Source organism: Pantoea sp. USHLN298 (genome assembly GCF_037149395.1).
In the GTDB taxonomy this organism is placed as follows: domain Bacteria; phylum Pseudomonadota; class Gammaproteobacteria; order Enterobacterales; family Enterobacteriaceae; genus Pantoea; species Pantoea astica.
In genome coordinates this window covers 139252-162920 of the sequence record NZ_JBBCRO010000002.1, presented here as the reverse complement: position 1 = coordinate 162920, position 23669 = coordinate 139252, and the positions used below count along the sequence as shown (strand labels likewise).

Annotated in this window: 19 protein-coding genes; 8 read left to right on the top strand and 11 right to left on the bottom strand. The window is 57.7% G+C overall.

The window, feature by feature from the left end; translation table 11 throughout:
• The first annotated feature begins 34 nt into the window (after window positions 1–34).
• Complete coding sequence (locus tag WFK59_RS05400; RefSeq protein WP_233984306.1) at window positions 35–1066, top strand: NADP-dependent oxidoreductase; 1032 nt, start codon at window positions 35–37, stop codon at window positions 1064–1066.
• Between the two features lie 40 nt (window positions 1067–1106).
• On the opposite strand, the gene WFK59_RS05395 is transcribed toward WFK59_RS05400, so the two are convergent.
• The 7 genes from WFK59_RS05395 to WFK59_RS05365 all read right to left on the bottom strand — a co-directional run bounded on the left by WFK59_RS05395 (window position 1107) and on the right by WFK59_RS05365 (window position 10102).
• Window positions 1107–1967, bottom strand: coding sequence for a PfkB family carbohydrate kinase (locus WFK59_RS05395; protein ID WP_233984307.1), 861 nt, complete (start codon window positions 1965–1967; stop codon window positions 1107–1109).
• 2 nt (window positions 1968–1969) lie between these two features.
• Window positions 1970–2827 carry a MurR/RpiR family transcriptional regulator gene (locus WFK59_RS05390; RefSeq protein WP_233984308.1) on the bottom strand — a complete coding sequence of 286 codons (858 nt, stop codon included), beginning with the start codon at window positions 2825–2827 and terminating at the stop codon, window positions 1970–1972.
• Window positions 2827–3798 carry an ABC transporter permease gene (locus WFK59_RS05385; protein WP_233984309.1) on the bottom strand — a complete coding sequence of 324 codons (972 nt, stop codon included), beginning with the start codon at window positions 3796–3798 and terminating at the stop codon, window positions 2827–2829. Before WFK59_RS05385 ends, WFK59_RS05390 begins: the two co-directional genes overlap by 1 nt.
• Before the next feature lie 32 nt (window positions 3799–3830).
• Window positions 3831–5333 (bottom strand): sugar ABC transporter ATP-binding protein, encoded by a 1503-nt coding sequence (locus WFK59_RS05380; protein ID WP_233984310.1) that lies wholly within the window; start codon window positions 5331–5333, stop codon window positions 3831–3833.
• Window positions 5334–5349: 16 nt separating this feature from the next.
• Window positions 5350–6390: a sugar ABC transporter substrate-binding protein gene (locus tag WFK59_RS05375; protein WP_336755222.1), complete on the bottom strand. Its 1041-nt coding sequence runs from the start codon at window positions 6388–6390 to the stop codon at window positions 5350–5352.
• Between the two features lie 65 nt (window positions 6391–6455).
• Complete coding sequence (locus tag WFK59_RS05370; RefSeq protein WP_233984312.1) at window positions 6456–7436, bottom strand: TIM barrel protein; 981 nt, start codon at window positions 7434–7436, stop codon at window positions 6456–6458.
• 308 nt (window positions 7437–7744) lie between these two features.
• Window positions 7745–10102 (bottom strand): membrane-bound PQQ-dependent dehydrogenase, glucose/quinate/shikimate family, encoded by a 2358-nt coding sequence (locus WFK59_RS05365; protein WP_233984313.1) that lies wholly within the window; start codon window positions 10100–10102, stop codon window positions 7745–7747.
• A 688-nt stretch (window positions 10103–10790) separates the two neighbouring features.
• Here WFK59_RS05365 and WFK59_RS05360 point away from each other — a divergent pair.
• Both WFK59_RS05360 and WFK59_RS05355 read left to right on the top strand, forming a co-directional pair.
• On the top strand, window positions 10791–11771 hold the full coding sequence (locus WFK59_RS05360) for a GT-D fold domain-containing glycosyltransferase (protein WP_233984314.1): 981 nt from the start codon (window positions 10791–10793) through the stop codon (window positions 11769–11771).
• Between the two features lie 213 nt (window positions 11772–11984).
• Window positions 11985–13310, top strand: coding sequence for an MFS transporter (locus WFK59_RS05355; protein WP_233984315.1), 1326 nt, complete (start codon window positions 11985–11987; stop codon window positions 13308–13310).
• Window positions 13311–13355: 45 nt separating this feature from the next.
• Here WFK59_RS05355 and WFK59_RS05350 read toward each other — a convergent pair whose 3' ends face one another.
• The 4 genes from WFK59_RS05350 to WFK59_RS05335 form a co-directional block, all read right to left on the bottom strand.
• On the bottom strand, window positions 13356–13997 hold the full coding sequence (locus tag WFK59_RS05350) for a DapH/DapD/GlmU-related protein (RefSeq protein ID WP_336755220.1): 642 nt from the start codon (window positions 13995–13997) through the stop codon (window positions 13356–13358).
• Between the two features lie 612 nt (window positions 13998–14609).
• Window positions 14610–15911 (bottom strand): PQQ-dependent sugar dehydrogenase, encoded by a 1302-nt coding sequence (locus WFK59_RS05345; protein ID WP_233984317.1) that lies wholly within the window; start codon window positions 15909–15911, stop codon window positions 14610–14612.
• 12 nt (window positions 15912–15923) lie between these two features.
• The gene (locus WFK59_RS05340; RefSeq protein ID WP_233984318.1) at window positions 15924–16331 is read right to left on the bottom strand and encodes a hypothetical protein; all 408 of its coding nucleotides are present in this window, start codon (window positions 16329–16331) and stop codon (window positions 15924–15926) included.
• Window positions 16332–16496: 165 nt separating this feature from the next.
• On the bottom strand, window positions 16497–17612 hold the full coding sequence (locus tag WFK59_RS05335) for an ABC transporter substrate-binding protein (RefSeq protein ID WP_336755219.1): 1116 nt from the start codon (window positions 17610–17612) through the stop codon (window positions 16497–16499).
• 374 nt (window positions 17613–17986) lie between these two features.
• On the opposite strand from WFK59_RS05335, the gene WFK59_RS05330 reads away from it, so the two are divergent.
• The 5 genes from WFK59_RS05330 (at window position 17987) to WFK59_RS05310 (ending at window position 23664) form a co-directional block, all read left to right on the top strand.
• Window positions 17987–19141, top strand: coding sequence for a mandelate racemase family protein (locus WFK59_RS05330; protein WP_233984320.1), 1155 nt, complete (start codon window positions 17987–17989; stop codon window positions 19139–19141).
• Between the two features lie 123 nt (window positions 19142–19264).
• Window positions 19265–20896, top strand: a complete 1632-nt coding sequence (locus WFK59_RS05325; protein WP_336755217.1) for an ABC transporter substrate-binding protein — start codon at window positions 19265–19267, stop codon at window positions 20894–20896.
• Window positions 20893–21924 (top strand): ABC transporter permease, encoded by a 1032-nt coding sequence (locus WFK59_RS05320; RefSeq protein WP_336755216.1) that lies wholly within the window; start codon window positions 20893–20895, stop codon window positions 21922–21924. The genes WFK59_RS05325 and WFK59_RS05320 overlap by 4 nt, the downstream gene beginning before the upstream one ends.
• A complete protein-coding gene (locus tag WFK59_RS05315; RefSeq protein ID WP_336755215.1) occupies window positions 21921–22826 on the top strand; it encodes an ABC transporter permease in 906 nt (301 codons plus the stop codon). The genes WFK59_RS05320 and WFK59_RS05315 overlap by 4 nt, the downstream gene beginning before the upstream one ends.
• Window positions 22798–23664 carry an ABC transporter ATP-binding protein gene (locus WFK59_RS05310; protein ID WP_233984324.1) on the top strand — a complete coding sequence of 289 codons (867 nt, stop codon included), beginning with the start codon at window positions 22798–22800 and terminating at the stop codon, window positions 23662–23664. Before WFK59_RS05315 ends, WFK59_RS05310 begins: the two co-directional genes overlap by 29 nt.
• Window positions 23665–23669 lie beyond the last annotated feature (5 nt).

The following is a 23669-nucleotide window of genomic DNA, read 5'->3' as shown; positions in this document are numbered from 1 at the left end:
CACTGCGCATTGCCCGCAATAAAAGGATGACAGCATGACTGAACACGCCAGCCAGAATCACGCATGGTTACTGGCTTCTCGCCCGCATGGCGAGCCGACCAAAGAGAATTTTCGCTATGTGGCGCAGCCCATCCCGGAACTGAAAGAAGGCGAAGTGCTGCTGCGCACCGTCTATCTTTCGCTCGACCCCTACATGCGTGGCCGGATGGATGAGGGAAAATCTTACGCCGCGCCCGCCGAGCTGGATCAGCCGATGGTCGGCGGTACCGTCTGTCAGGTCGCCGACTCAAAAAACAGTGACTTTAAGAGCGGTGACTGGGTGCTGGCGCAAAGCGGCTGGCAGGAATATGCCGTCTCGGATGGCAAAGAGATCGCGAAGCTGGGCAATGACCTGCCACATCCGTCATGGGCGCTGGGCATTCTCGGGATGCCGGGCTTTACCGCCTACATGGGGCTGATGGATATCGGTCAGCCGAAAGCGGGCGAAACCCTGGTCGTCGCGGCGGCCACCGGACCGGTCGGCGCAACCGTTGGCCAGTTGGGTAAACAGCAGGGCTGCCGGGTTGTGGGTGTCGCAGGCGGAGAAGAGAAATGCCGTTACGCGGTGGAAACGCTGGGCTTTGATGCCTGTCTCGATCACCACAGCGCCGATTTTGAACAGCAGCTGAAAAATGCCTGCCCGGATGGCATTGATATCTACTTCGAAAACGTTGGCGGTAAGGTGTTTGATGCGGTGTTCCCGCTGCTGAATACCGCGGCGCGCGTGCCGGTCTGTGGTCTGGTTTCCGCCTACAGCCAGCGCGAGCTGCCGGCTGGCCCGGACAGAACCTCGCTGATCATGGCGGGTATCCTGAAACGCCGCATTCGTATGCAGGGCTTTATCATCTTCCAGGATTACGGTGACCGCTATCCGGAGTTCCTTGAAGCGATGCGTCCGCTGGTGGAGAGTAAAAAGATCCACTATCGCGAGCATATGATTGAAGGGCTGGAGAATGCGCCACAGGCGTTTATCGATATGCTGAACGGCAAAAACTTCGGTAAGACCGTGGTGAAAGTCGCGTCCTGAGGTAAAGCGTGCAGCGTCACTGGCGCTGCACGCCCGCTAATCAGTGTGGCAGCCGCGAAACGTGCTCTGCCGCCGCCCGGTTCGCCTCACCCACCGCAGCCGCCAGCGTCGCCCCGTCGCTTAATTGCTGACACAACACTCCGACAAAGCAATCGCCCGCACCGTGCGTGCTGACCAGCGTCACTTTTTGCGCCGCCAGACTGCCGGTTTCGCCCGCCTCGCTATACGCCACGCCATGTTCGCCTGCCGTGACTACCACCCGCGCAAAGCGTCTGCTCAGCGCCTCGGCCGCAGCCCGCGCTGAAGCCAGATCCTGCACGCTGATCTGACACATATCACGCGCCTCAATCGCATTCACCACCAGCAGATCAATACAGCTCTCGAACGCCGCTGACAGCGTTCTGGCCGGCGCGGCATTAACGCACACCGCTATGCCGCGTGCCCTGGCCGCCTGCGCCGCCCGCAGATTGACCGCTTCCGGCACCTCATTTTGCAGCACCAGCATCGTCACGTCCTGCCAGAAGGCGGGCTGCTCAAAAGCCGACAGCGCAATGTGCTGATTGGCGTTAGAGACCACTACCGCGCCATAATCGCCTTCGGCATCGGTAATCGCCACGCTCATGCCCGACGGCAGATGATCAATGATGGTAACGGCGGCGCAATCCACACCCGCCTGAAGCAGATGATCGCGCAGAAAGTGGCCCTGTGGATCGCTGCCCACTGCCCCGGCAAAGCGCACCGTTGCGCCCGCGCGGGCCGCGGCCACCGCCTGATTGCCGCCCTTGCCGCCAAACTTATAGTGACAGGCAGTGCCCATCACCGTTTCGCCTTTCTCCGGACGATGGGGCGCGTCCAGCATAATGTCATAATGAAGACTGCCGGTGACTGCAATTTTGCTCATAGCTAAAATTCCCGCAGATCCTGAACCGCATGCTGGGTTTTCATCAGGTTTTTTTCCGCCCGCTTTAAATCTTTTTTCGCGATAGCGACAAACAGCGCATCCAGAATATTGAGCTGGGCGATGCGTGACGCGGCGTTTTCCCCTAACAGATGCGATCCCTGAGACGTTGAATTGAGGACCACATGCGCGCTGCGGGCAATCGGCGATTCGGCATAGTTGGTAATGGCGATCACCTTCGCGCCATTCCGTCCCGCCAGTTTTACCGGATCGTTCACCGCGCGCGTGGCACCCGAATGACTGATAGCGATAACCACATCGTCATCAGATAACACCGCGGCTGACATCAGCATAATATGGGCGTCATCGTAGGCCGTCGACTTAATGCCAATCTTCAGCATCTTGTGCGAAAGATCGCGCGCAACGGCGGCCGAGCCGCCTACGGCATAAAGATCGATATGCCGTGCTTTATAGATAATGTCTGCCGCGCGATTAAATTCAGAGACATCCAGAATCGATAAGGTTTCTTCGATCGCCTGAATAGAGGTTCTGAATACTTTTGCCAGCAATTGTTCCGACGAGTCATCCGGCTCAATTTCCGCATGCAATCCCGCCACCTCAGACTGGTTGTAATAAATCAGGCTGCTTCTGAAATGCCGGAAACCGGTGAAGTTAAGTTTTTTAGTGATCTTAACAATCATCGCTTCAGAGACATTATTCTCTCCGGCAATCTCTTTTAATGACGACTGCTCGGTAATATCGGTTCTGGCGATAATCGCCTCAACAACACGGCGTTCTAACGGCGTCAGCTGGGGCAAACGCATACGAATCTGAGCACCAATGGCTCGCGGATCTTGCTTCATTACTTGCCTCGGGTCGCCCGGTCAATCAACATCGCTATGATAATAATAAGGCCGGTAGCGAGCAATTGGTAAAAGGCCTGAATGTTCAGTAAGGTCAAGCCATTACGTAACGCACCGAGGATAATCACCCCAATAAGCGTGCCGAATATGCTGCCTTTGCCGCCCATCAATGAGGCGCCGCCAATCGCCGCCGCCGCGATGGCATCCAGCTCCCACAGGTTACCAATGGTCGGCTCGGCTGCACCCAGTCGGCCAATCAGGATCAGCGATGCCAGTGACGCCAGCAGGCCGGAGAAGATATAGACCGTCACTTTGGTGCGCTTCACCGGGACACCGGCAACCCGCGCCGCCTCTTCATTACCGCCAATTGCCAGAATATATTCCCCCAGCGGGGTTTTATTCATCACAGTCCACAGCAGCAGCGCAATCACCGCCACAATCACAATCGGCGTCGGGATACCGAACAGCGTGCTGTTGATCAGGCTGCGAAATTCCAGCGGAATACCAAAGATCGGATTGCCGCCGGTGTAGATCAACGCAATGGCGCGGAACAGTGACAGGCCGCCCAGCGTGACGATAAAAGGTTGCAGGCCCGCATAGGCAATCAGGGTGCCGCTGAACAGACCACACAGCGCCCCCACGCCCAGCGTGGCGAGGATCGCCAGCGGCACCGGTACGCCCGACACCATCAGGGTTGCGCCGAGCACCGCCGATAGCGCCGCGCTCGGACCAACCGAGAGATCGATACCGCCGGAAATAATCACCAGCGTCATCCCCAGCGCAATTAAGGCGTTAATTGAGGACTGTTGCAGAATATTCAGCAGATTCGGCAGGGTAAAAAAGACCGGCGACAGAAATGAAAATGTCACCACGATGATTAATAATCCAATTAAGGTGCCAGCATCGCGCAGATTAAATTTCAGCAGCGCGGGCGTGCGTACACCCGCCGGCGTGGTGGTCTGAGTCATCATAGTTATAACCTTTAATAGAGTCCGATAAGAGGTCAGGCGGTCTGGTCAATCTCTTTAATGGCAAAGCGGGCAATATTCTCTTCGGTGATCGCGCTACCGGTTAACTCCTGGGTAATTCGCCCTTCGCGCATCACCAGCACCCGGTCGGAGATCCGCATGATTTCGGTCATTTCGGATGAGACCACTACAATGGCCTTGCCTGCCTGGGCCAGTTTTTCAATTAAGTGATAAATTTCAGACTTGGCGCCAATATCGATACCGCGCGTTGGCTCATCAAACAGAAACACCCTGGCGTCGGCGGCTACCCAGCGGCCAATAATGACCTTTTGCTGATTCCCGCCGCTCAGCGTGCCGATGCTTTTTTCGATATCCAGCGGGCGCAGTTTCAGATCGCCCATCACCGTCTGCGCTTTGCGGTTCAGCCGCACCTGACTGAGCAGGCCGCCGAAGGTGAAATGGTGCATCGAAGGCAGCGCCATATTCATCTTCACCGCCCGTTCCTTAATGATGCCCTCTTTTTTCCGGTCTTCCGGAACCAGACCGATGCCCGCTTTAATGGCGGCCCGCACGTTGTGATTTTTCACGGCGGTGCCGTTCACGCTCACCGTGCCGCTGGTGCGCTTGTCGATACCGGCAATCAGTTTCAGCAGCTCGGTACGACCTGCACCGACCAGACCGGCAATACCCAGCACTTCACCGGCCCGCACGCTGAAGTTCGCCGCCACCACCTCATTGCCACGTCCGAGGTTCTCTACCCGCAGCACCTCGCGGTCACTGACGAAGGCCTGGTGATCGAGTTTGTCGATCTTACGCCCGACCATTTTGGCAACGATGCTCTCTTCATTCTCATCACAGATATTGACCACCCCAACCTGCCTGCCATCGCGCATGATGGTGGCGCGGTCACAGACCCGGAAAATCTCATTCATCTTATGTGATACGTAGATCAGTGAGACGCCGGTCGATTTCAGATCGGCAATCAGCTCCGCCAGCCGGTCAAATTCGGTTGGCGTCAGGCTGGAGGTCGGCTCATCCATCGCGATGATTTTGGCGTCATCGAGCAGCGCCCGGGCGATTTCAACGATCTGCTGCTGCGACACCTTGAGATTCTTAATCGGTGTGTTGGGATCGATACTCGGGTCCAGCGTTTTCAGGATCAGCGTGGCCCGCGCCAGCTGGGCCGATTTATCCACCCAGCAGCCACCGGCTCGGGTCAGCGGGCGACCGAGAAACATATTCTGCGCCACCGAGAGTTCCGGAACGTGCTGTAACTCCTGATGAATCATCGCAATACCGGCGTGACGGGCGCTGAGTGGATTCTTCATCTGCACCGGCTGACCGTTAACGCTGATTTCGCCACTGTCCGCCGCCCGCACGCCAGAGAGGATGTTCAGCAGCGTCGATTTCCCGGCGCCGTTCTCACCAATCAGGGCATGAACTTCGCCAGGCCGCACTGAAAAATCGACGCTCTGCAGCGCGGCGGCGTTGCCGTAGGTTTTACTGATGCCACGCATCATTAAACGATTCTGTTCCATACGCGCTCCGCCTGACTTATTGCTGGGTCAGTAACTGACGCAACCGGCTGTTGTCTTTGGTCGAAAAGGCCTCGACGTTCTCTTTGGTGATCAGCGCCTGCGGCGTCGAGATCACCCGCGAGAGTTTCTGGCCGTTAATCAGCCGAATCATCACGTCCATCGCCACTTCGCCGGTCAGCACCGGGAAACTGTCCACCGTGCCGGTCAGCTCACCGCGCTTGATCGAGGCGTACGCATCGGAGATACCGTCGGTGCCAAACACCGCCACCTGTGCCGCTTTGTTCTGCGCCCGCACCGCTTCCACCACGCCGAGCGCCATGGTGTCGTTGTTGGCGTAGAAACCAATCAGGTCCGGATGCTGTTGCAGAATGGTCGAGGCGGCGTTAAAGGCCTGCTCGCGGCTCCAGTTGGCCGGTACGCTGGCGGCAAGGGTGAATTTGCCGTTGGCCTGCAAGGTCTCTTTAAAGCCACGGGTACGCTGTCCGGCGGCATAGACGCCCGGCTGCCCTTCGATCACCGCCACTTTGCCGCCCTGTGGATGGTGTTCAATGAACCATTTCGCTACCCGCACGCCGTTGTCTTTCTGCACGTTACCGACGTAGTAGCGCGCGTTGGGCATCACCGCATCGTTGACGTTAACCACCGGGATATTCTTGCTGTTAGCCGTTTCCAGCGCCGGCTCCAGGTTGATGTCGGTCTGCGGGGAAACCAGCAGGCCGTTAAAGCCCTGGGAGATCAGGGTTTCGGCGATCGACAGCTGACCCAGCTGATCATCTTCATTGGCTGCCGCCTGATACGCAACGGTGAAGCCATATTTTTTCGCCACGTTCTGATAACCCTGGCCGAGGGAGCGCCAGTATTCATTGGTCAGGGTTTTCGATACCCCACCAATCTTCAGCGTCTTGTCCACTTTTGGCAGAGCGCCATATTTAGTATCAAGCTGGGTCCAGTCAGTGCGATCCGGTTCGGTGTCGGACTGCAGCGGTGCCAGTTCCGCCGCATAGACGGTGCTGCACAGCAGTGAGGAAGCAATGACGGCAAGCAGGAGTTTCTTCATACGATGACCTTTCTTCTCTGGGTGTTGGGTAGAGGTTTTTTTATTTTTTACCGGCGGTGTGACCGTTAGCGTGCCAGCATGATGTCATTGACGATCTGTTGTGAAGCCACCGCATCCTGACGATCGATTGCCGCCTGTAATGCTGCGTTGTCATCCAGTTGCTCACACAATTTCAGTAAACGGGTGACGGTGGCGATATTGCTTTCCGCTTCCCGAATCGGGTCGAGTCCGCTGGCGTCCGGGAAGGTATCGAAGTAGTACGCACCGCTGTAGCCGTCACGCTGCATCTGCCAGAGAAACTCCAGCGTGGCGCGCGGATTCACCGAGCCCACCATCAGCCCGTCATCGCGTTTACCCCAGCCGTCGTTCAGATCGAGCCCCAGCAAACGGGAACGGCGCGCTACCATCGCCGCGGCATAAGCCGGGATCTCATTGGCAAACAGTACGTGGGCGAAGTCGAGCGTAATGCCGAGGTTCGGAGAGCCCGCTTCCTCCACCGCCAGCAGACAGGTCGTGGCGTTAGGGAAAATGCTGTAAGCACGCGGCTCGTTGGGTTTGTATTCAATGCTGACGTCGACGTCGGGCGCATAGTCCGCCACTTCACGCACCGCACTGACCGCGTCTTCCCACATTTTTTTGTAATTCGCCTGGAAGCAGTAATCGAATCCATCCTGCCCCATCCACAGCGTCATCAGCCGTGAGCCAAACTCCCGGCCGGTATCAATGCCGCGCTTAGTCAGCTCGATTGCTTCACGACGGACTTTCGCATCGGGATGGGTAAAGGCACCGATTTTGAACTGCGGGGCATCCCAGCGCATCTGCATCCCATTGACCGCCAGACCGGCATCAGCAATCGCCTGACGCAGCGTGGCTATGTCGCAGGTAAGGTGCTGCGGGAAATTGAGATCGAGATGGGTCAAGCCTTTAACCTTCCCGGCGCGGGCAATCATCTGCAGTACCGACGGTTTGCCCTGCAAATCGGGCCAGTAAAGATGAGCGCCCGAGGCGAAGGAGTTAAGACGGGTGGCAAATTTCAGTTCGGACATGAGGATCAATCCTTCAGATAGCGACTTGTGATGTACTTTCCGTATTCACGATTATTTGTGAAGTTATACATTAATCTACTCTCTGTGCTCTGGCGCGCAAGCATCTCCGGGCGGGATAATCGTCAAACTGAGAGAGCCATCACGAAATAGTTTCGATATGTTATTAAGTCAGATGCGGAGAGAAATCACAGGAAAGCATGAAGAAACAAGGCGTTAAGTGGGAAGGTCCGGCGAAGCGGCGAAGAGAAAAACGGGGGAAAGAAAATCAGGAAAGCTGAGCGCCAGCCACTGGCGCTCAGCCTGTCAGGTTACTTCAGTCGGAAAGCGACCACGCTGTCGCCCGCCGTGGTGCCGAGCGAACCGTGTCCGCCCGCGGCAATCACCACATACTGCTTACCATCTTTACCCATGAAGGTAGATGGCGTGGCCTGTGCGCCTGCGCTCAGTTCGGTCTGCCACAGCAGCTCACCGGTGGTGCTGTCATAGGCACGGAAGAAGTTATCCGCCGTCGCCCCGTGGAACACCAGATCGCCCGCGGTCAGTAACGGACCGCCGTGTGCCACCATCCCCATCGGGAAACCGATCGGGAAACGGCCCGGCAGGAAGCTGGTTTTCAGGTTTTTGGTGTTACCCACCCGACGCAGCCATTCGGTTTTACCGGTTTTCAGATCGACACCCACCATGCGTCCCCACGGTGGCGCGATGCACGGAATGCCCAGGCCGGAAGCCAGCTGCTGGATGTGAATCGCATAGTCGCCGTGGAAGTTTTCATTCCAGTACGGCGTGCCGTCCTTACTGAAGGTACGCTGGGTTTCGGTTTCCGGCGTGCGCTTGATCAGGTTGTATTTGTAAGCCAGACGGACCGGCGCAGCAATCAGCATCTGACGCTGCGGATCGACGGCCACTGAGCCCCAGTTGAAGACCCCGATGTTGCCCGGGAAAATCAGCGAGCCTTTCTCAGTTGGCGGCGTCCACGGGTTACCGTCGTAACGCAGCTCACGGAAACTGGCCCGGCAGCTCATCTGGTCAAACGGCGTGATCCCCCACATCGACTTTTCAGTCAGCGGCTGCGGAATGAAGTTCAGGCTGGAGACCGGCTGAGTGGCGGCATACTGCTCGCCTTTGATGCCGTCAGTGGAAACCTTAACCTGCTCCACCGGATAAACCGGTTCGCCGGTCAGACGGTTCAGCACAAACAGGTTGCCGGTTTTGGTCGGCAGGATCACCGCCGGTTGTGACTTGCCCTGATAGTCGATATCAATCAGCGAAGGCTGTGAAGGGTTATCACGATCCCACAGGTCGTGGTTCGAACTCTGATAACGCCATTTGAAGGCACCGGTTTTCAGATCCAGCGCCACCAGCGCATCGCGGAACTTCTCGGTGTTGCTATTGGGATCGCGTTCGATGCCGACTTCATCCGGCGAAGCGTTGCCAAACGGCACATAGACCAGACCATTTTTCAGGTCAGCACTCAGGGTCGCCCAGGCTACCGGCGTATCCTGCGGATAGGTGGCGGCCGCATCAACCGGTGCGGTATTGGCCGGATTAGCCGGATCGAAGTTCCACACCAGGCGACCGGTGATCGCATCGTAGGCACGGATCACGCCAGATGGGTTGCCGGTGTTGAAACCGTTATCCATCACCGAGCCGCCAACAATCACCAGATTGCCTGCCACCAGCGGTGCCGCAGTCTGCATCAGCGCATGGGGACGCAGCTCGCCCATGTTGGCGCGCAGGTCCACCACGCCGTTGTCACCGAAGTCGGCGCAGGCTTTACCGGTATCGGCATCCAGCGCAATCAGGCGGGCATCGGTGGTGGCGTTGAAGATACGCTTGCGGCAGATCGCCGGCTGGGTGCTGCTCTGCTGCTGCGCCTGCTGACCGGCGTCGAAGTAGCTGACGCCACGACAGGTCTGGTGCTGCTGCAGATAGGAGCGGTTTTTATCCGGCGCAGTTTTCCACTTCACCGCACCGGTTTCCGGATCGAGCGCATGCACTTCGTTATGCGGCGTACAGAAGTAGAGCATCCCGTTGGCTTTCAGCGGCGTCGCTTCAAAGGTGTACTCGGTGGCATCATCACTCTGACGCAGATCGCCGGTATGATAGGTCCACGCCACTTCCAGATCTTTCACGTTATCTTTGGTGATCTGATTCAGCGCCGAGAAGCGCTGGCCGTCAGGGGTTCCGCCGTAAGCGCTCCACTCGTCTGCCGCGCCGTTGCTGGCTGCCGGCGTCCGGGCGTTATTGATGGTGCCCTGCTGAGGGATCGGATCGTAGAAACAGAGGCCGATCACCAGCACGACCATCAGCGCAACCGTACCGCCGAGGAAGGGATGGAAGCGGCGCTGCCCCTGATAGAGTGGACGAACCACCCACGGCAGGGCCAGCCAGACGCCCAGCACGCCAAACAGGTCACCGCGCGGGATCCACTGCCATTTATCAAAGCCCACTTCCCAGATAATCCAGAACAGGGTGATCCACATCAGCAGCGCATAGAGCGTCAGCGCGCTGCGCTTGTTCATAAACAGCAGGATAGCGCTGAGCAGAACGCCCACGCCGATCAGCGCATAGAATGCACTGCCTCCCACCAGCAGGAGTTGTCCTCCCATGTAAATCAGGGCAATAGCAAATATCGCCATGATTACACTGGTAATTTTGTTAATCATGATCCATCCTCGGGTCATTAGCGGCGGTAGAAAATCAAATTTGAAAACATAAAATCAACGGGATTTTAACTAACGTAAGAAATATGTAAAAACATGTCGAAAGGTAAGACATTAGACTGACTTATTAATCTCACACTCTGTGATAGCGTAACGGCTGCTTTTTTTACTTTCCGAAGCGGTAAAACCGCGACATTCATCACAAAAAATTAATCATTGGGCAAAACAGACCGCACCTTTTGTTCAAAGGTGAAGATTAAACAGACAAATTTTGCTTCAGCAACTCCGGTCCGGGGGCGATACGGCGCAGAAGAGGAATGTCAAAAAATAGTAATCAGTGGAGTGCCGTGTGGTGGCTATAAATCTTATGCCGCGGCGGGAATATCCAATGCGGGATTTACGCATTGCAAAATAAAGCTGAAAAATAATTCATTAGCACAACCGGTTAGCCCTGTGCGATTAGTCTTAATTAATCTCACCCCGACACTTTACAATACACAATCTTTTTACAAGCCATCCCGTAATCCCGAAAAAATATTAACCACCCTGTTAATTAAACCGCGCAAAAACGCTTTAAGATATTCCTCAGCTTGGCAGCTAATTATGATGTGATATAAATAGAAACACATCCCCCCTTCTTCTCTGCGGGCGCAGCAGGCTTTGCGTGGCAGGATAAACAGGCAGGCTAATCATGTCCGCACTACATGCTATTTATCGTAAATTTCGTTTCCCGTTTAAATTCATCAATGCGGCGATGCGTTATCCGGCGGCGCAGGCGCAGGTTAAACGTTATTCGGTTATGTCGATTGAAGAGACTATCGATCTGTTATTAGCGAACCCGCAATTATCGCTGGCACGCTACGGGGATGGTGAACTGGAGATGACCTACTATAAAAATATAGGTTTTCAGCCTTTTAACCCGCAGCTTTCGGCCAGGCTAAAAGCGCTGCTGCAACAGGGACCGCAGGCAAATCCTCACTGTCTGGTCTGCCTGCCGGATGCCTTTCGCACCACGCGAAATATGCGTTCAGGTTCGGCCCTGTTCTGGTTCTTTCACAAGTCATTTTATTTTAAATATTATGCTTCTCTGCTCAATTCTCAGTACCAGTATGGTAATACCTCTGTCACCCGTCCTTATCACGATTATAAAACTAAACAATTGTCCCAGACGATATTTGATAAATTTAAGCAACTCTATAAAGACCGCCGGCTGTTAATTGTTGAGGGAAGCGGAACGCGGCTGGGATTAGGCAATGATTTACTGGCAGATGCGCGCGAAGTTAAACGCATCACCACGCTCAACCGCAATGCCTTTTCGGTTTATGACCGTTTACTCGCCGCGATATTAGCGCACGCCTCTGATTATGATCTGGTCTTAATTTCATTGGGTCCTACCGCAACGGTACTGGCCTATGATCTGAGCCAGCATGGCATTCGCTGTATTGATAGTGGTCACGTTGATATTGAATATGAATGGATGCTGGCCAGTGCCACCACAAAAATGAAAGTGGCGGGGAAAAACGTTAATGAAGCGGGTGTGCTGCTCAGTGAACAGAGTGCAGTAGCCGATGCCGGTTATCAGTTGCAGGTGCTGCAACATGTCGGCGAAACGGCCGAACCCCCGGTGGTGCCGCTGCCCCAGGGCCCGCTGGCGCAGCACAGCGCGGCCTGATGGTTTTCCCTGCGCTCCCTGTTTTCAGGCAGCCACTGCACCGGATTGATGCGCAGGCGAATAATTAGCCGGGTAATTCTCCATCCCGGCTGTCCGATGCGGCAGCGGGAAACGCCCGTTGTCGCGGGCAAGTCGGTCCTTTTTCCCCTTTCCGCCATTTCCGGCACTCATTTTGCTTTATCGATCCTGTTATCCCCATTCAGGAGAAGTGAGATGAAGGCCAGCCGTTACCGTTACACCATATTTTCACTGTTGTTCCTGATCGCTCTGATCAACTACATCGACCGCGGCGCGCTCTCGTTTGCCGCCAATGCGATTGCCACTGAGTACCACTTCAGTAAAGTTCAGCTGGGCGCAGTGCTGGGCTACTTTGGCTTCGGCTATCTGTTTGGTTCGCTGTGCGGCGGCTTTCTTGCCGATCGCATCGGCACCAAAAAAGTGTGGTTAATGGCAGGCGTGCTCTGGTCACTGCTGGAGATTGCCACCGCCTGGGCCGGTGAGCTGGGTATCGCGCTGTTTGGCGGTTCCGCCCTGATGGGGTTTGCCGCCCTGCGCATCCTGTTCGGCTTCTCGGAAGGCCCCGCCTATGCGCTGATGAACAAGGCGATTGCCCACTGGGCACCGGATAACGAGCGTGGTTTTGCGCTGGGCATTGGCCTGCTCTCTACCCAGGTCGGGGCACTGCTGACTGCGCCGATAGCGGTCGGGCTGCTGCTGCTGACCGGTGACTGGCGCATGATGTTTATCCTGCTCGGCGTTTTTTCGCTGCTGGCGATGGCGCTGTTTGCCCGCACCTTCAGTGACGGCCCGGAGAGCAGTCCTGCCACCAGCGCCGCAGAACGCAGCCTGATCCGCGACGGTCAGCGGCAGCGCGACTCCGATGGCGTGGCGCTGCCGTGGTGGCGCTTCTTCACCAGCCGCACGCTGGTGTGTAACGCGCTGGGCTATTTCTCTTTCCTCTACATCACCTTTACCCTGGTGACGTGGATGCCAAAATACCTGCAGGATAATTTCCATTACGACCTGCATTCACTGTGGTACGTGGCAATGATCCCGTGGAGCGGAGCCTGCCTGACCGTACTGCTGGGCGGACGCATTGCTGACCTGCTGCTGGCGCGCTTTAACAATCTGCGGCTGGCGCGAAACCTGTTTGCCGCCGTGACGCTGTGCGGGACCGCCTGCTGCTTTATGGCGATCCCTTACGTATCATCAGCTGCCGGAATTATTGCTCTGATGACGCTGGGTAACGCCCTCAATGCGCTGGTGAATAATGTTTACTGGTCCGTGGTCATTGACGTGACACCCAAAGCCTCGGTCGGCACCTACAGCGGAATGACGCTGGCGATCGCCAACCTGGCGGCAATTATCTCGCCGATGCTGTGCGGCTGGCTGGCGGAATACTATGGCTATAACGCGATGTTCACCGTCACCGCGCTGATCGCCTTTGGCAGTATGCTGGCGATGACCCTGCTGCAACCGGAGAAACCACTGGTGGCGGAGAGCCGGTCATCTGACGTAGCGGAAACCTCCGCCGCCTGACGGGTCGCCTCTTCGGTTAACGCCGGGGAGGCGTTTGATCTGACGTCAGGCTGATCGGGCGTCGTGACGCTGGCAAAACTGTTCAATATCGCCGTGCTGAAAGTCCGCCAGGTTGGCCAGCAGTTTCTCCAGCGGCCAGTTCCACCAGGCAATGCGTTGCAGGCTGGCGGCGATCGCCGGGGTAAACCTCACCCGCAGCGGTTTAGCCGGTACGCCGCCCACCACGCTGTAAGGCGCCACATCTTTGGTCACGACCGCGCCCGCGGCCAGTACTGCACCATCACCGATGGTCACGCCTGGCAGCACGATCACCGCGTGACCGATCCAGACATCATGACCGATGATCACCCGATCGGCCCGACGCGCAGCGAAGAAGCCGCGATCGCGCGTGGCGTCAGCCTGGTAATATTCCGGGCAGTAGGTGAAGCGATGCTGAGAGGCGCGATCCATCGGATGATTGGGTGCCCCGATGCGCACCTGATTGGCGATGGCGCAGAAGCGGCCAATCTGGCTATCGGCGATGCTGCAATGCTCCCCGACGTAGGAGAAGTCGCCCAGCTCGCAATATTCCAGCGTCGAGTTCGCCAGAATTTCACACTGCTGACCGATGCGGGTTTCACGCATACGCACACTCTCATCAATCCGGGTCTGCTGGAGTCTGGCGGGCATAACGGCGGTCTCTGACATAAGGCTCCCGATGGCAAAAGGTGACACCGGGCTGGCGTCACGCTGCCGCCACACTCTACCCGGCCAGCATGACAGCCCGTTGACAGCGAAAAAAGGCGGAGTGGTTAGCTCCGCCTTGTTTCAAGTTCCGGTTAACCTGCGTGACCGGTCAGTTGCATAAGGGCAACGATGATCTGCAAGATGACCCGGATGAGATCCAGAATCAGCTTAGTCAGTTCCATCACTTTCCTTCTCCTTTAACAGGAGCGCGCTGTTCGGCAACCGAGGCTTTGACTCTACCCGCCGGGCGCCTAAGCACATCTTTGTGGAGAGGGCTGAGCGGCACTCATGGTTAAAGCCACAGGCCAGCACCACCTGATGCCTGCCGGGATTTTGGAAACCGTGCCCCTGGGAGCGGCCAGTCGACAATGAGGCGTTGCCCAACACTCAACACATGTATAAACATACAGTATTTTGGCGAAACTTGAAATCCTTAGCCGCACATTTTACAATCTGCTGTGTGGAGAGGGCTGAGCACCTCGTTCGCAGCGCGGTTACCAGCCGGGTAGCGAACAAAAAAATAAAGGATTTGGCATCATGCCAAATCCTTTTTTTATGCCCGTCATACCGGTATTAGTTGGCGGCGCTGATCCGCCAGACGGTGTTGCCGGCGTCATCGGCGATTAATACGCCGCCCTGCTGGTCGCTGGCCAGGCCAACCGGCAGACCGCGCACCTGCTTCTCATCCTCCGTCAGGAAGCCAGATACCACCGTTTGTGGCTGTCCGACCGGCTTGCCGTTTTCAAACTTCACCCACACCACTTTATAGCCGTTGAGCGGCGTGCGGTTCCAGCTACCGTGCTCGCTGATAAAGGCACCACCGCGATACTGCGGCATGTTATCTGCGCCGTAAAACAGCAGTCCCAGCGGGGCGACGTGAGAGCTCAGCGCGTAATCGGGTTTTATCGCCTTCTCAACCAGGTCAGGACGCTGCGGTTCGGCACGGCTATCGACATGCTGACCAAAGTAGCTGTAGGGCCAGCCGTAAAAGCCTTTATCCTGCACCGAGGTCAGATAGTCCGGCACCAGGTCGGAACCAATTTCATCACGTTCGTTGACGATCGCCCACAGTTTGCCGCTCTGCGGCTCCCACTGTAAGCCGGTCGGATTGCGCAGTCCGCTGGCGTAGATACGGCTGGCCCCGCTGGCCGCGTCCACTTCCAGCACCGCCGCGCGCCGGTATTCCGCACCAATGCCGTTTTCGGTGACGTTACTGTTCGAGCCGACGCCGACATAGAGTTTGCTGCCATCCGGGCTGGCTAACAGCGCTTTGGTCCAGTGGTGGTTAATCGGGCCGCCCGGCAGCTCGGTCACCTCTTCTGGCGGCGTACGAATCTCCGTCTGCCCTTCCTGATACGGGAATTTCACCAGGCTATCGGCATTGGCGACATAAAGCGTATTGCCAATCAGCTGCATGCCAAACGGCGAATGCAGATTTTCAATAAAGCGGTGCTGTTCCCACTTCCCGTTGACGTTACGCAGCAGCGTAATGCGATTTCCGCCGGCACCGCCTTTGCCTGACGCCTTCTGCACAATCCCCATAATCAGTTGCTTAGGACGGGTGGTTGGCTTCGGCGGTCCGTTGGATTCGGCGACCAGCACGTCATTATTCGGTAGCACGTAAACCTGCCGCGGATGTTGCAGATTCTCCGCGATTTTCTCGATTTTCAGCCCCTGTGCCACTTCAGGCATCTCGCCCGCTTTCCACGGTGTCCCTTCCGGCACCTGCATCGGCGGCATAAAGAAGTTCTGCGCCTGCGGCAATTCCGGGTTGGGTCCGATCTGTTTTTGCGGATCGACCAGCGCACCATCATCACAGCCGGCCAGCAGAGCCGTCAGGGTGAGCGCCAGTAAGGATTTATGCTGCATTTTCATGGTGGCTCCTCCTTAAGCGCTACGCTGACGTAACGCAAGTTGCACATTCGCCAGCAGCAGCAGCGCCACCACCAGCGTGGAAAGCGTTACGCCAAGCGGTATCACGGCGGCGGCATCGCGGCTGTGGATAAACGCATTGACGATGGCGATAACAATCGCCACCAGCCACAGCCAGAAATGGCTCTTTTCTGCGCTGTCGCTGCCGCGAAACAGATAAACCAGCGCGATGAGTCGCGGCACAATCGCCAGCACCAGCCCCAGCGCGATCAGCCAGCCGGCCGCATCGGTCCAGAACAGCACGAAGGTCTGGCTATAGAGGATGTCAAACAGCCAGGCGGCGACAAAAAAGCCCAGCGGCACCGGCTCCAGCAGAGCGTACAGCGTCACGGCGAACGCCGATCTTCCCGAGGTATTGCGCATGTTTCTCTCCATTTTAGCGATGAAAGCGGATCGGGCCAGCCGTGAAGCTGCCGGCAACAACCGATCTCGCGCCTGTAAAAGATTAGTAAACATGAAGAAAAGCGAAGGGTTAATTCGGCAGGAAGTGAAAATCAGGGCGGTGACAGCGCCGTCACCGCCAGGGGATCAGGACTTATCGGCGGGCAGCGTCACCCAGTAACCCGGCTGATACGGCAGCGGCAGGAACTGCTGATGGAACGCGCGGAAGGTCTCGTCCGGATCAAGATCGGCAAACAGATCGGGATGCAGCCATTTGGCCAGCACCTGAATCGCAACAAACTGATACGGGCTGTCGTAGAACTGATGCCAGATGGCGTGTGCCTTGCCGTTATGTGCCACCGGCAGGGTTTTGAACGCGTCCCGCATCATCAGGTTTTTCAATCGTGCAATGGCTTCTGCCTGATTAGCACCCGGTCCGACGCCGACCCATTTACCCACGGTGTTGTAGTTCTTCCAGTTTGCGCCGGTCACCACCACCACATCCGGCTGGCTGGCAATAATCTGCTCCGGGTTAACCGTGCCAAAGGTACCGGGGATCAGATCTTTAGCGATGTTACGGCCGCCAGCCATCTCCACCATCTGACCGAAGTTTTCATTACCAAATGACATGCAGCACTCATCGCTGTAGCCGCCAGCCCGGTCAATCATCACTTTTGGCCGGTAGCCGGTGAAATTGGCCAGTTTTGAGGTGACCCGATCAATCTGCTGCTGGCGAAAATCGATAATCGCCTGCGCCCGCTCAGGTTTATTCAGCAGTTCGCCCATAATGCGGATACTTTTTTCCGCATTCACAAACGGGGATTCACGGAAATCGATAAACACCACCGGTACGCCCACCGCCTGCAGCTTTTCAATCAGCTTGCCTTCGTCGGTGGCCGCTTTCGACTCCAGGTTCATCAGCACCAGGTCGGGCTTCAGCGTTAACGCCTGCTCCACGTTGAAGGTGCCATCTTTCGCGCCGCCAAAGGTGGGTAGCTGCCTGATCTGCGGATAGCGCTGCTCATAGGCCTGATAACCATCCCAGTCCGCTTTCGGAAAATCATCGCGCCAGCCAATCACCCGCTTAAACGGCGCGTCGGTATCAAACGCAGCCAGCAGGTAGATCTGACGTCCCTCGCCCAGAATGATGCGTTTTGCTTCCTGCGGCACCTCAACCTGACGACCTGCCACATCGGTAAGGGTTTTGGCTGACGCCATCCCTGCCAGCGTTATTAGCCCCAGCGCTAAAAACCATTTTTTCATTGTTAACATCCAGAGTAATGATAATGAGAATTATTAATGTCAAGCGGCGTTACTATCACTTAAAAACAGCATCAGGGGAAGTGGTGACGGGAAATGTTTTAGCGCCCGCATCAGCCGGGTAAGTTGCGCCCGCCAGCGCATGGAACGCTGCCTGACTTCCTTTATTCCCCGGATAACGCCAGAAAGCGGCTGTGTCACTGCTCACAAAATGGCCGGCTTTCGTGAATATGCTCACAGCGCCCAGGGCGATTGCCCACATATTCGCCATCAATGTAATCGCTTTGGCTAATGCGTTAACAAAATGTTGCAGTTAGATTGAAAAATGAAACGACGTTTTAATAATCGTCAGGACCGTCAGCCACAGGAGCTTAGCCGTGAAGATCAGCGCGATTGATGTCACTCTCTTTACCTACCCGACCCAACGCTGCAGCGACAGCGCCGGACATTCCCATCCCGGCCCGGAAAACGAGGCGCAGATGGCGCTGCTCACCCTGACCAGTGAGGACGGCACCTGCGGTTACGCCTTTGCCCCGCCAGAAGTGATCCGTTCGCATGTGGTCAATGCCTTCTTTCGTAAGGTGCTGATCGGTCAGAACGCCTTTGACCGCGAGCGGTTATGGCAGGATCTGGCGCACTGGCAGCGCGGCAGCGCCCATCAGCTCACCGAGCGGGCGCTGTCGGCGGTCGAACAGGCGCTGTGGGATTTGATTGGCCGCAAACTTAACCAGCCGGTTCACAAGCTGCTGGGCGGCTATCGGGAAAAAATCCCGGCCTATGGCAGCACCATGTGCGGCGATGAGCTGCACGGCGGCCTCTCAACCCCCGATGAGTATGCGCAGTTCGCTGAAAAACTGGTGGCGCGCGGCTATCAGGCGATCAAACTGCACACCTGGATGCCGCCGGTCTCGTTTGCCCCCAGCCCGGCGATGGATATCAAAGCCTGCGCCGCAGTGCGGGAAGCGGTCGGCCCGGATATCGCGCTGATGCTGGATGGCTACCACTGGTACAGCCGCAGCGATGCCCTGACCATCGGCAAGGCGCTGGAAAAACTCAACTTCGCCTGGTTTGAAGAGCCGATGGAAGAGGAAAGCATGGCCTCTTACGCCTGGCTGGCGGAGAACCTGTCGATTGACGTCCTCGGCCCGGAGAGTCTGGGTGGCAAGCATCACAGCCGTGCCGACTGGGTGCGCGCCGGGGCCTGCGACATTCTGCGTGCCGGGGCCAACGGCGTCGGCGGCATCTCTGCCACCCTCAAAGTAGCCAACCTCGCCGAGGCGTTTGGCATGGACTGTGAAGTTCACGGCAACGGTGCCGCCAGCCTGGCGGTGGTCGGCGCAATCCGCAACTGCCGCTGGTACGAACGCGGCCTGCTGCATCCGTTCCTCGACTATGAGACGCCACCCGCCTATCTCAACAGCCTGGTCGATCCGATGGATGAACAGGGTTTTGTCACTCTGCCGACCCGCGCCGGGCTGGGTGAGGACATTAATTTTAGCTGGATCGAGACGCACACGCTGAACCGCTGGTAAATCGCACTACCGAAATACGTCAAACAATAATAACCCCGTCGCCCGCCTGCTGCCTGCCATCCCGTTGGCCAGCAGCAGGCAGAGTCGTAAACGGGAAAACCTCTGACCCGCTGGACTTTACCTATGACCCTGACACAACGATGTGGCGCGTGGCTGATCACGCTGCTGATGCTGACGGGCAGCGCGTCAATCCAGGCAAAGACCCCGGATGACCAGCTGATCGTCGGCATGAACATGAATAACCTGCTCACTCTTGATCCGGCCGCAATGACCGGTAATGAGGTGGTGGGCATCGTGGTTAATCTTTATGACGGGCTGGTGGAACTCAACCCGAAACAGCTGACCGACGTGCGTCCGGCGCTGGCCGAACGCTGGTCGGTCAGCGCCGACCAAACAACCCTGACCTTTCATCTTCGTGACAATGTCACTTTTCACTCCGGCAACCCGCTGACCAGTGACGACGCGGTCTGGTCGATGCGGCGGGTACTGCACCTTAATCTGGCGCAGGCGTCGGTCTGGAAATCCTACGGGTTCAGCCGTGACAACGTTGACCAGATGATCACCGCCCCTGACGCCCGCACCGTGGTTATTACCCTGCCAAAACCCAACGACCCGCAGCTGGTGATCTACTCGCTGGCTGCGCTCGGCAGCATGGTGGTGCTGGATCGTAAAACGGTGCAGCAGCATGAGGTCAATGGTGACTGGGGCAACCGCTGGCTCACCACCCATGAAGCGGGTTCCGGTCCGTTCCGGCTGGATCTCTGGCAGGCAAAAGATGTGCTGCGCATGAGCCGGGCCGACGGTTACTGGCGCGGCGAGGCAAAAATGTCACGGGTGGTGTTCCGTCATCTGCAGGAGTCGCAGACGCTGCGACTGATGATGCAAAAAGGCGATCTCGACATCGCCAGTAATATGTCGATTCCCGATGTCCGCGCCCTGCGCCACGATCCCGATCTGGCGATTGATGCGGTCAGAAGAGGCACCCTCTACTACCTGGCGATGAGTATGAAGGACCCGCACTTTAGCGATCGCCGGGTACGCGAGGCGGTGCGTTATCTGGTGGATTATCAGGGGATCAACAAGAGCCTGATGACCGGCTATGGCGAACTGCATCAGCGGCCGATTCAGGCGGGTATGCCGGCCACGCTGCCCGATCCCGGCTACCGGCTGGATGTGCCGCGCGCCAGAGCACTGCTGGCCGAGGCGGGTTATCCGGACGGTTTCGACACCACGCTGCGGGTGCTGGCCGATCAGCCGTTCCTCAATATCGCCATTGCCATTCAGTCAACGCTGCTGCAGGCGGGCATCCGCGCCAGAATCATCACCGGCACCGGTAATCAGATCTACGGGGCGATGCGCGATCGTCAGTTCAACCTGCTGGTCGGCCGCGGCGGCAGCGGCGTGGAGCCGCATCCGCACTCCAGCCTGCGTTCACTGGTCTATAACCCGAACAACGCCGACAGCGCCCGCCTGACCAATTTCCAGGGCTGGCGCACCGGTTTTTATGATGCGCAACTCAACAGCATGATCGATCGCGCGCTGGTGGAACGCGACATCGCCCGGCAACAGCAGGCCTATTTCGCCATTCAGCAACGCTATGACCAGCTGGTGCCGGCGCTGATGCCCCTTTCCCAGATGCTCGATTCGGTGGTGGTCAACAACCGGGTGCAGGATTATCAGCCCCATCCGTCGGCCACCACCTTTCTGCGCGACGTCTGGAAAACCCCTGATAGCCTGGCCGGAGGTGCACAATGACTCTGACGCTCACCCGAAATCACTGCCGTCGCATCAGCAAACGCGGCCTGCAGGTGCTGATCACCCTCTCTGGCCTGCTGATGCTGACCTTCTTTATCGGGCGGGTGATGCCGCTTGATCCGGTGCTGGCGATTGTCGGACCGGATGCCGATCAGGCGACCTATCAGCAGGTTTATCATCAGCTCGGTTTTGATAAGCCGCTGTGGGTCCAGTTCGGCATCTACCTCAATGCGCTGCTGCACGGCGATCTCGGCCATGCGCTGCTCACCGGTCAGCCGGTGGTCAACGATATTCTGCGCGTCTTTCCGGCGACGGTTGAACTGGCAACGCTGGCGATTGTGCTGGGTGCCGGCCTCGGCGTGCCGCTGGGCGTGCTGGCCGCCGCCCGGCGTAACAGCGTGATCGATTATCTGGTGCGGATGATCAGCCTGGCGGGTTACTCAACGCCGATCTTCTGGGTCGGGATGATGGGCCTGCTGCTGTTTTATGCCCATCTCGGCTGGGTCGGTGGCGCGGGCCGGGTTGACTTCAGCCTGGATGGCGTGGTGCCACGCCGCACCGGCTTTATGCTGATCGACGCCCTGCTGGCCGCCAACAGCCAGGTATTCTGGAATGCGCTGAATCATCTGGTGTTACCCGCCTCACTGCTGGGCTTTCATTCGCTGGCCTACATCAGCCGCATGACGCGCAGCTTTATGCTGGCGCAGCTGTCGCAGGAGTTCATCCTCACCGCCCGGGTGAAAGGCTTAACCGAGTGGCAAGTCATCTGGCAACACGCCTTCCGCAATATTCTGGTGCAGCTGCTGACCGTGGTCGCGCTGGCGTACGGTTCACTGCTGGAAGGCGCGGTGCTGATTGAAACCGTCTTCTCGTGGCCGGGCTTTGGTTCCTATCTGACCGGCAGCCTGATGCTGGGCGATATGAACGCGGTGATGGGCTGCGTACTGGTGGTCGGCCTGATTTTCGTGCTGCTTAACCTGCTCTCCGACCTGCTCTATCAGGTGTTTGATCCGAGGACCAAAGTATGACGATTTCCTTAGATGCGCCAGCCACCAGCACCACGCGTGAGCGACTGGCGCGCTGCCGCCGTTTCGCTGCCCGTAGCGGATACTTTATCTGGCGCATGGCCTGTAATCCGCTGACCGCCATCGGCGGCGGCATTGTGCTGCTGCTCTGTATCGTGGCGCTGTTTGCACCGTGGATCGCCCCTTATCATCCGCTGATCCAGGACCTCAACAATGCGCTGATGCCGCCGGGTGCCGCACACTGGTTCGGCACCGACGAATTTGGCCGTGACATCTTCAGCCGGCTGGTCTGGGGGGCGCGTATCACCCTCTATATCGTACTGCTGGTGTCGGTGACCGTCGGGCCGCTCGGCCTGCTGCTGGGCGTGACCGCCGGCTATTTTGGCGGCAAGGTTGATGCCGTACTGATGCGCGTCACCGATATTTTTATCTCCTTTCCCAGCCTGGTGCTGGCGCTGGCCTTTGTCGCCGCGCTGGGTCCGGGACTGGAGCACGTGGTGATCGCCATTACCCTTACCGCCTGGCCGCCGATTGCCCGCCTGGCGCGGGCAGAAACCCTGTCGCTGCGTCAGGCGGACTTTATCTCTGCGGTGCGTTTACAAGGGGCATCGCCGCTGCGGGTGCTGTGGAAGCACATCATCCCGCTCTGCCTGCCGTCGGTGATTATTCGCATCACCATGAACATGGCGGGCATCATTCTCACCGCCGCGGGCCTCGGCTTTCTCGGCCTCGGCGCGCAGCCGCCCGATCCGGAATGGGGTGCGATGATCGCCAGTGGTCGCACCTACATGCTGGAGTGCTGGTGGGTCGTCACCGTACCCGGTCTGGCAATTCTGATTAACAGCCTGGCATTTAACTTCTTAGGAGATGGCCTACGTGACCTGCTCGATCCCCGCAGTGAGTAACGCTTCGCCGTTGCTCGACGTGCGCGATTTGCACGTAAATTTTGTTAACGGACGTCAGAGCACCCCGGCGGTACGCGGCGTATCCTTTCAGCTCGGCCAGGAGAAACTGGCCATTGTGGGTGAATCCGGCTCCGGTAAATCAACCGTTGGCCGGGCGCTGCTGCAACTGCTACCGGCGAAAGCGCGGATTGAGGCCAGCCGGATGCAGTTTGGCGATGTCGATCTGCTGCACGCTACGCCGGCCCGGATGCGCGACATCCGCGGCAAACGGATCTCGATGATCATGCAGGACCCGAAATATTCGCTCAATCCGGTGGTCCGGGTCGGCGAGCAGATTGCCGAGGCGTGGCGCAGTCATCATCGCGGCCAGCAGGCGGCAGCCCGTCAGCGGGCGCTGGCGATGCTGGAGGTAGTACAAATTCGCGATCCTGAACGGGTCTATCAGCTTTATCCGCATGAAATTTCTGGCGGCCAGGGGCAGCGCGTGATGATAGCCATGATGCTGATTACCGAACCGGAGCTGGTGATTGCCGATGAACCCACCTCCGCGCTGGATGTGTCGGTGCGTCTGCAGGTGCTGGCGCTGCTCGACGATCTGGTCAAGGCGCGCGGGCTGGGGCTGATTTTTATCAGCCACGACATTAACCTGGTGCGCCGTTTTTGCGATCGGGTGCTGGTGATGTATGCCGGTCGCGTCGTGGAGTCGCTGGCCGCCAGCGAACTGGATCGGGCGCAGCATCCCTACACCCAGGGCCTGATGGCGGCGCTGCCGGACCTCGATCACCGTCGCAGCCGCCTGCCGGTGTTACAACGTCACGCCAGCTGGTTAACCGAATAAGGAGA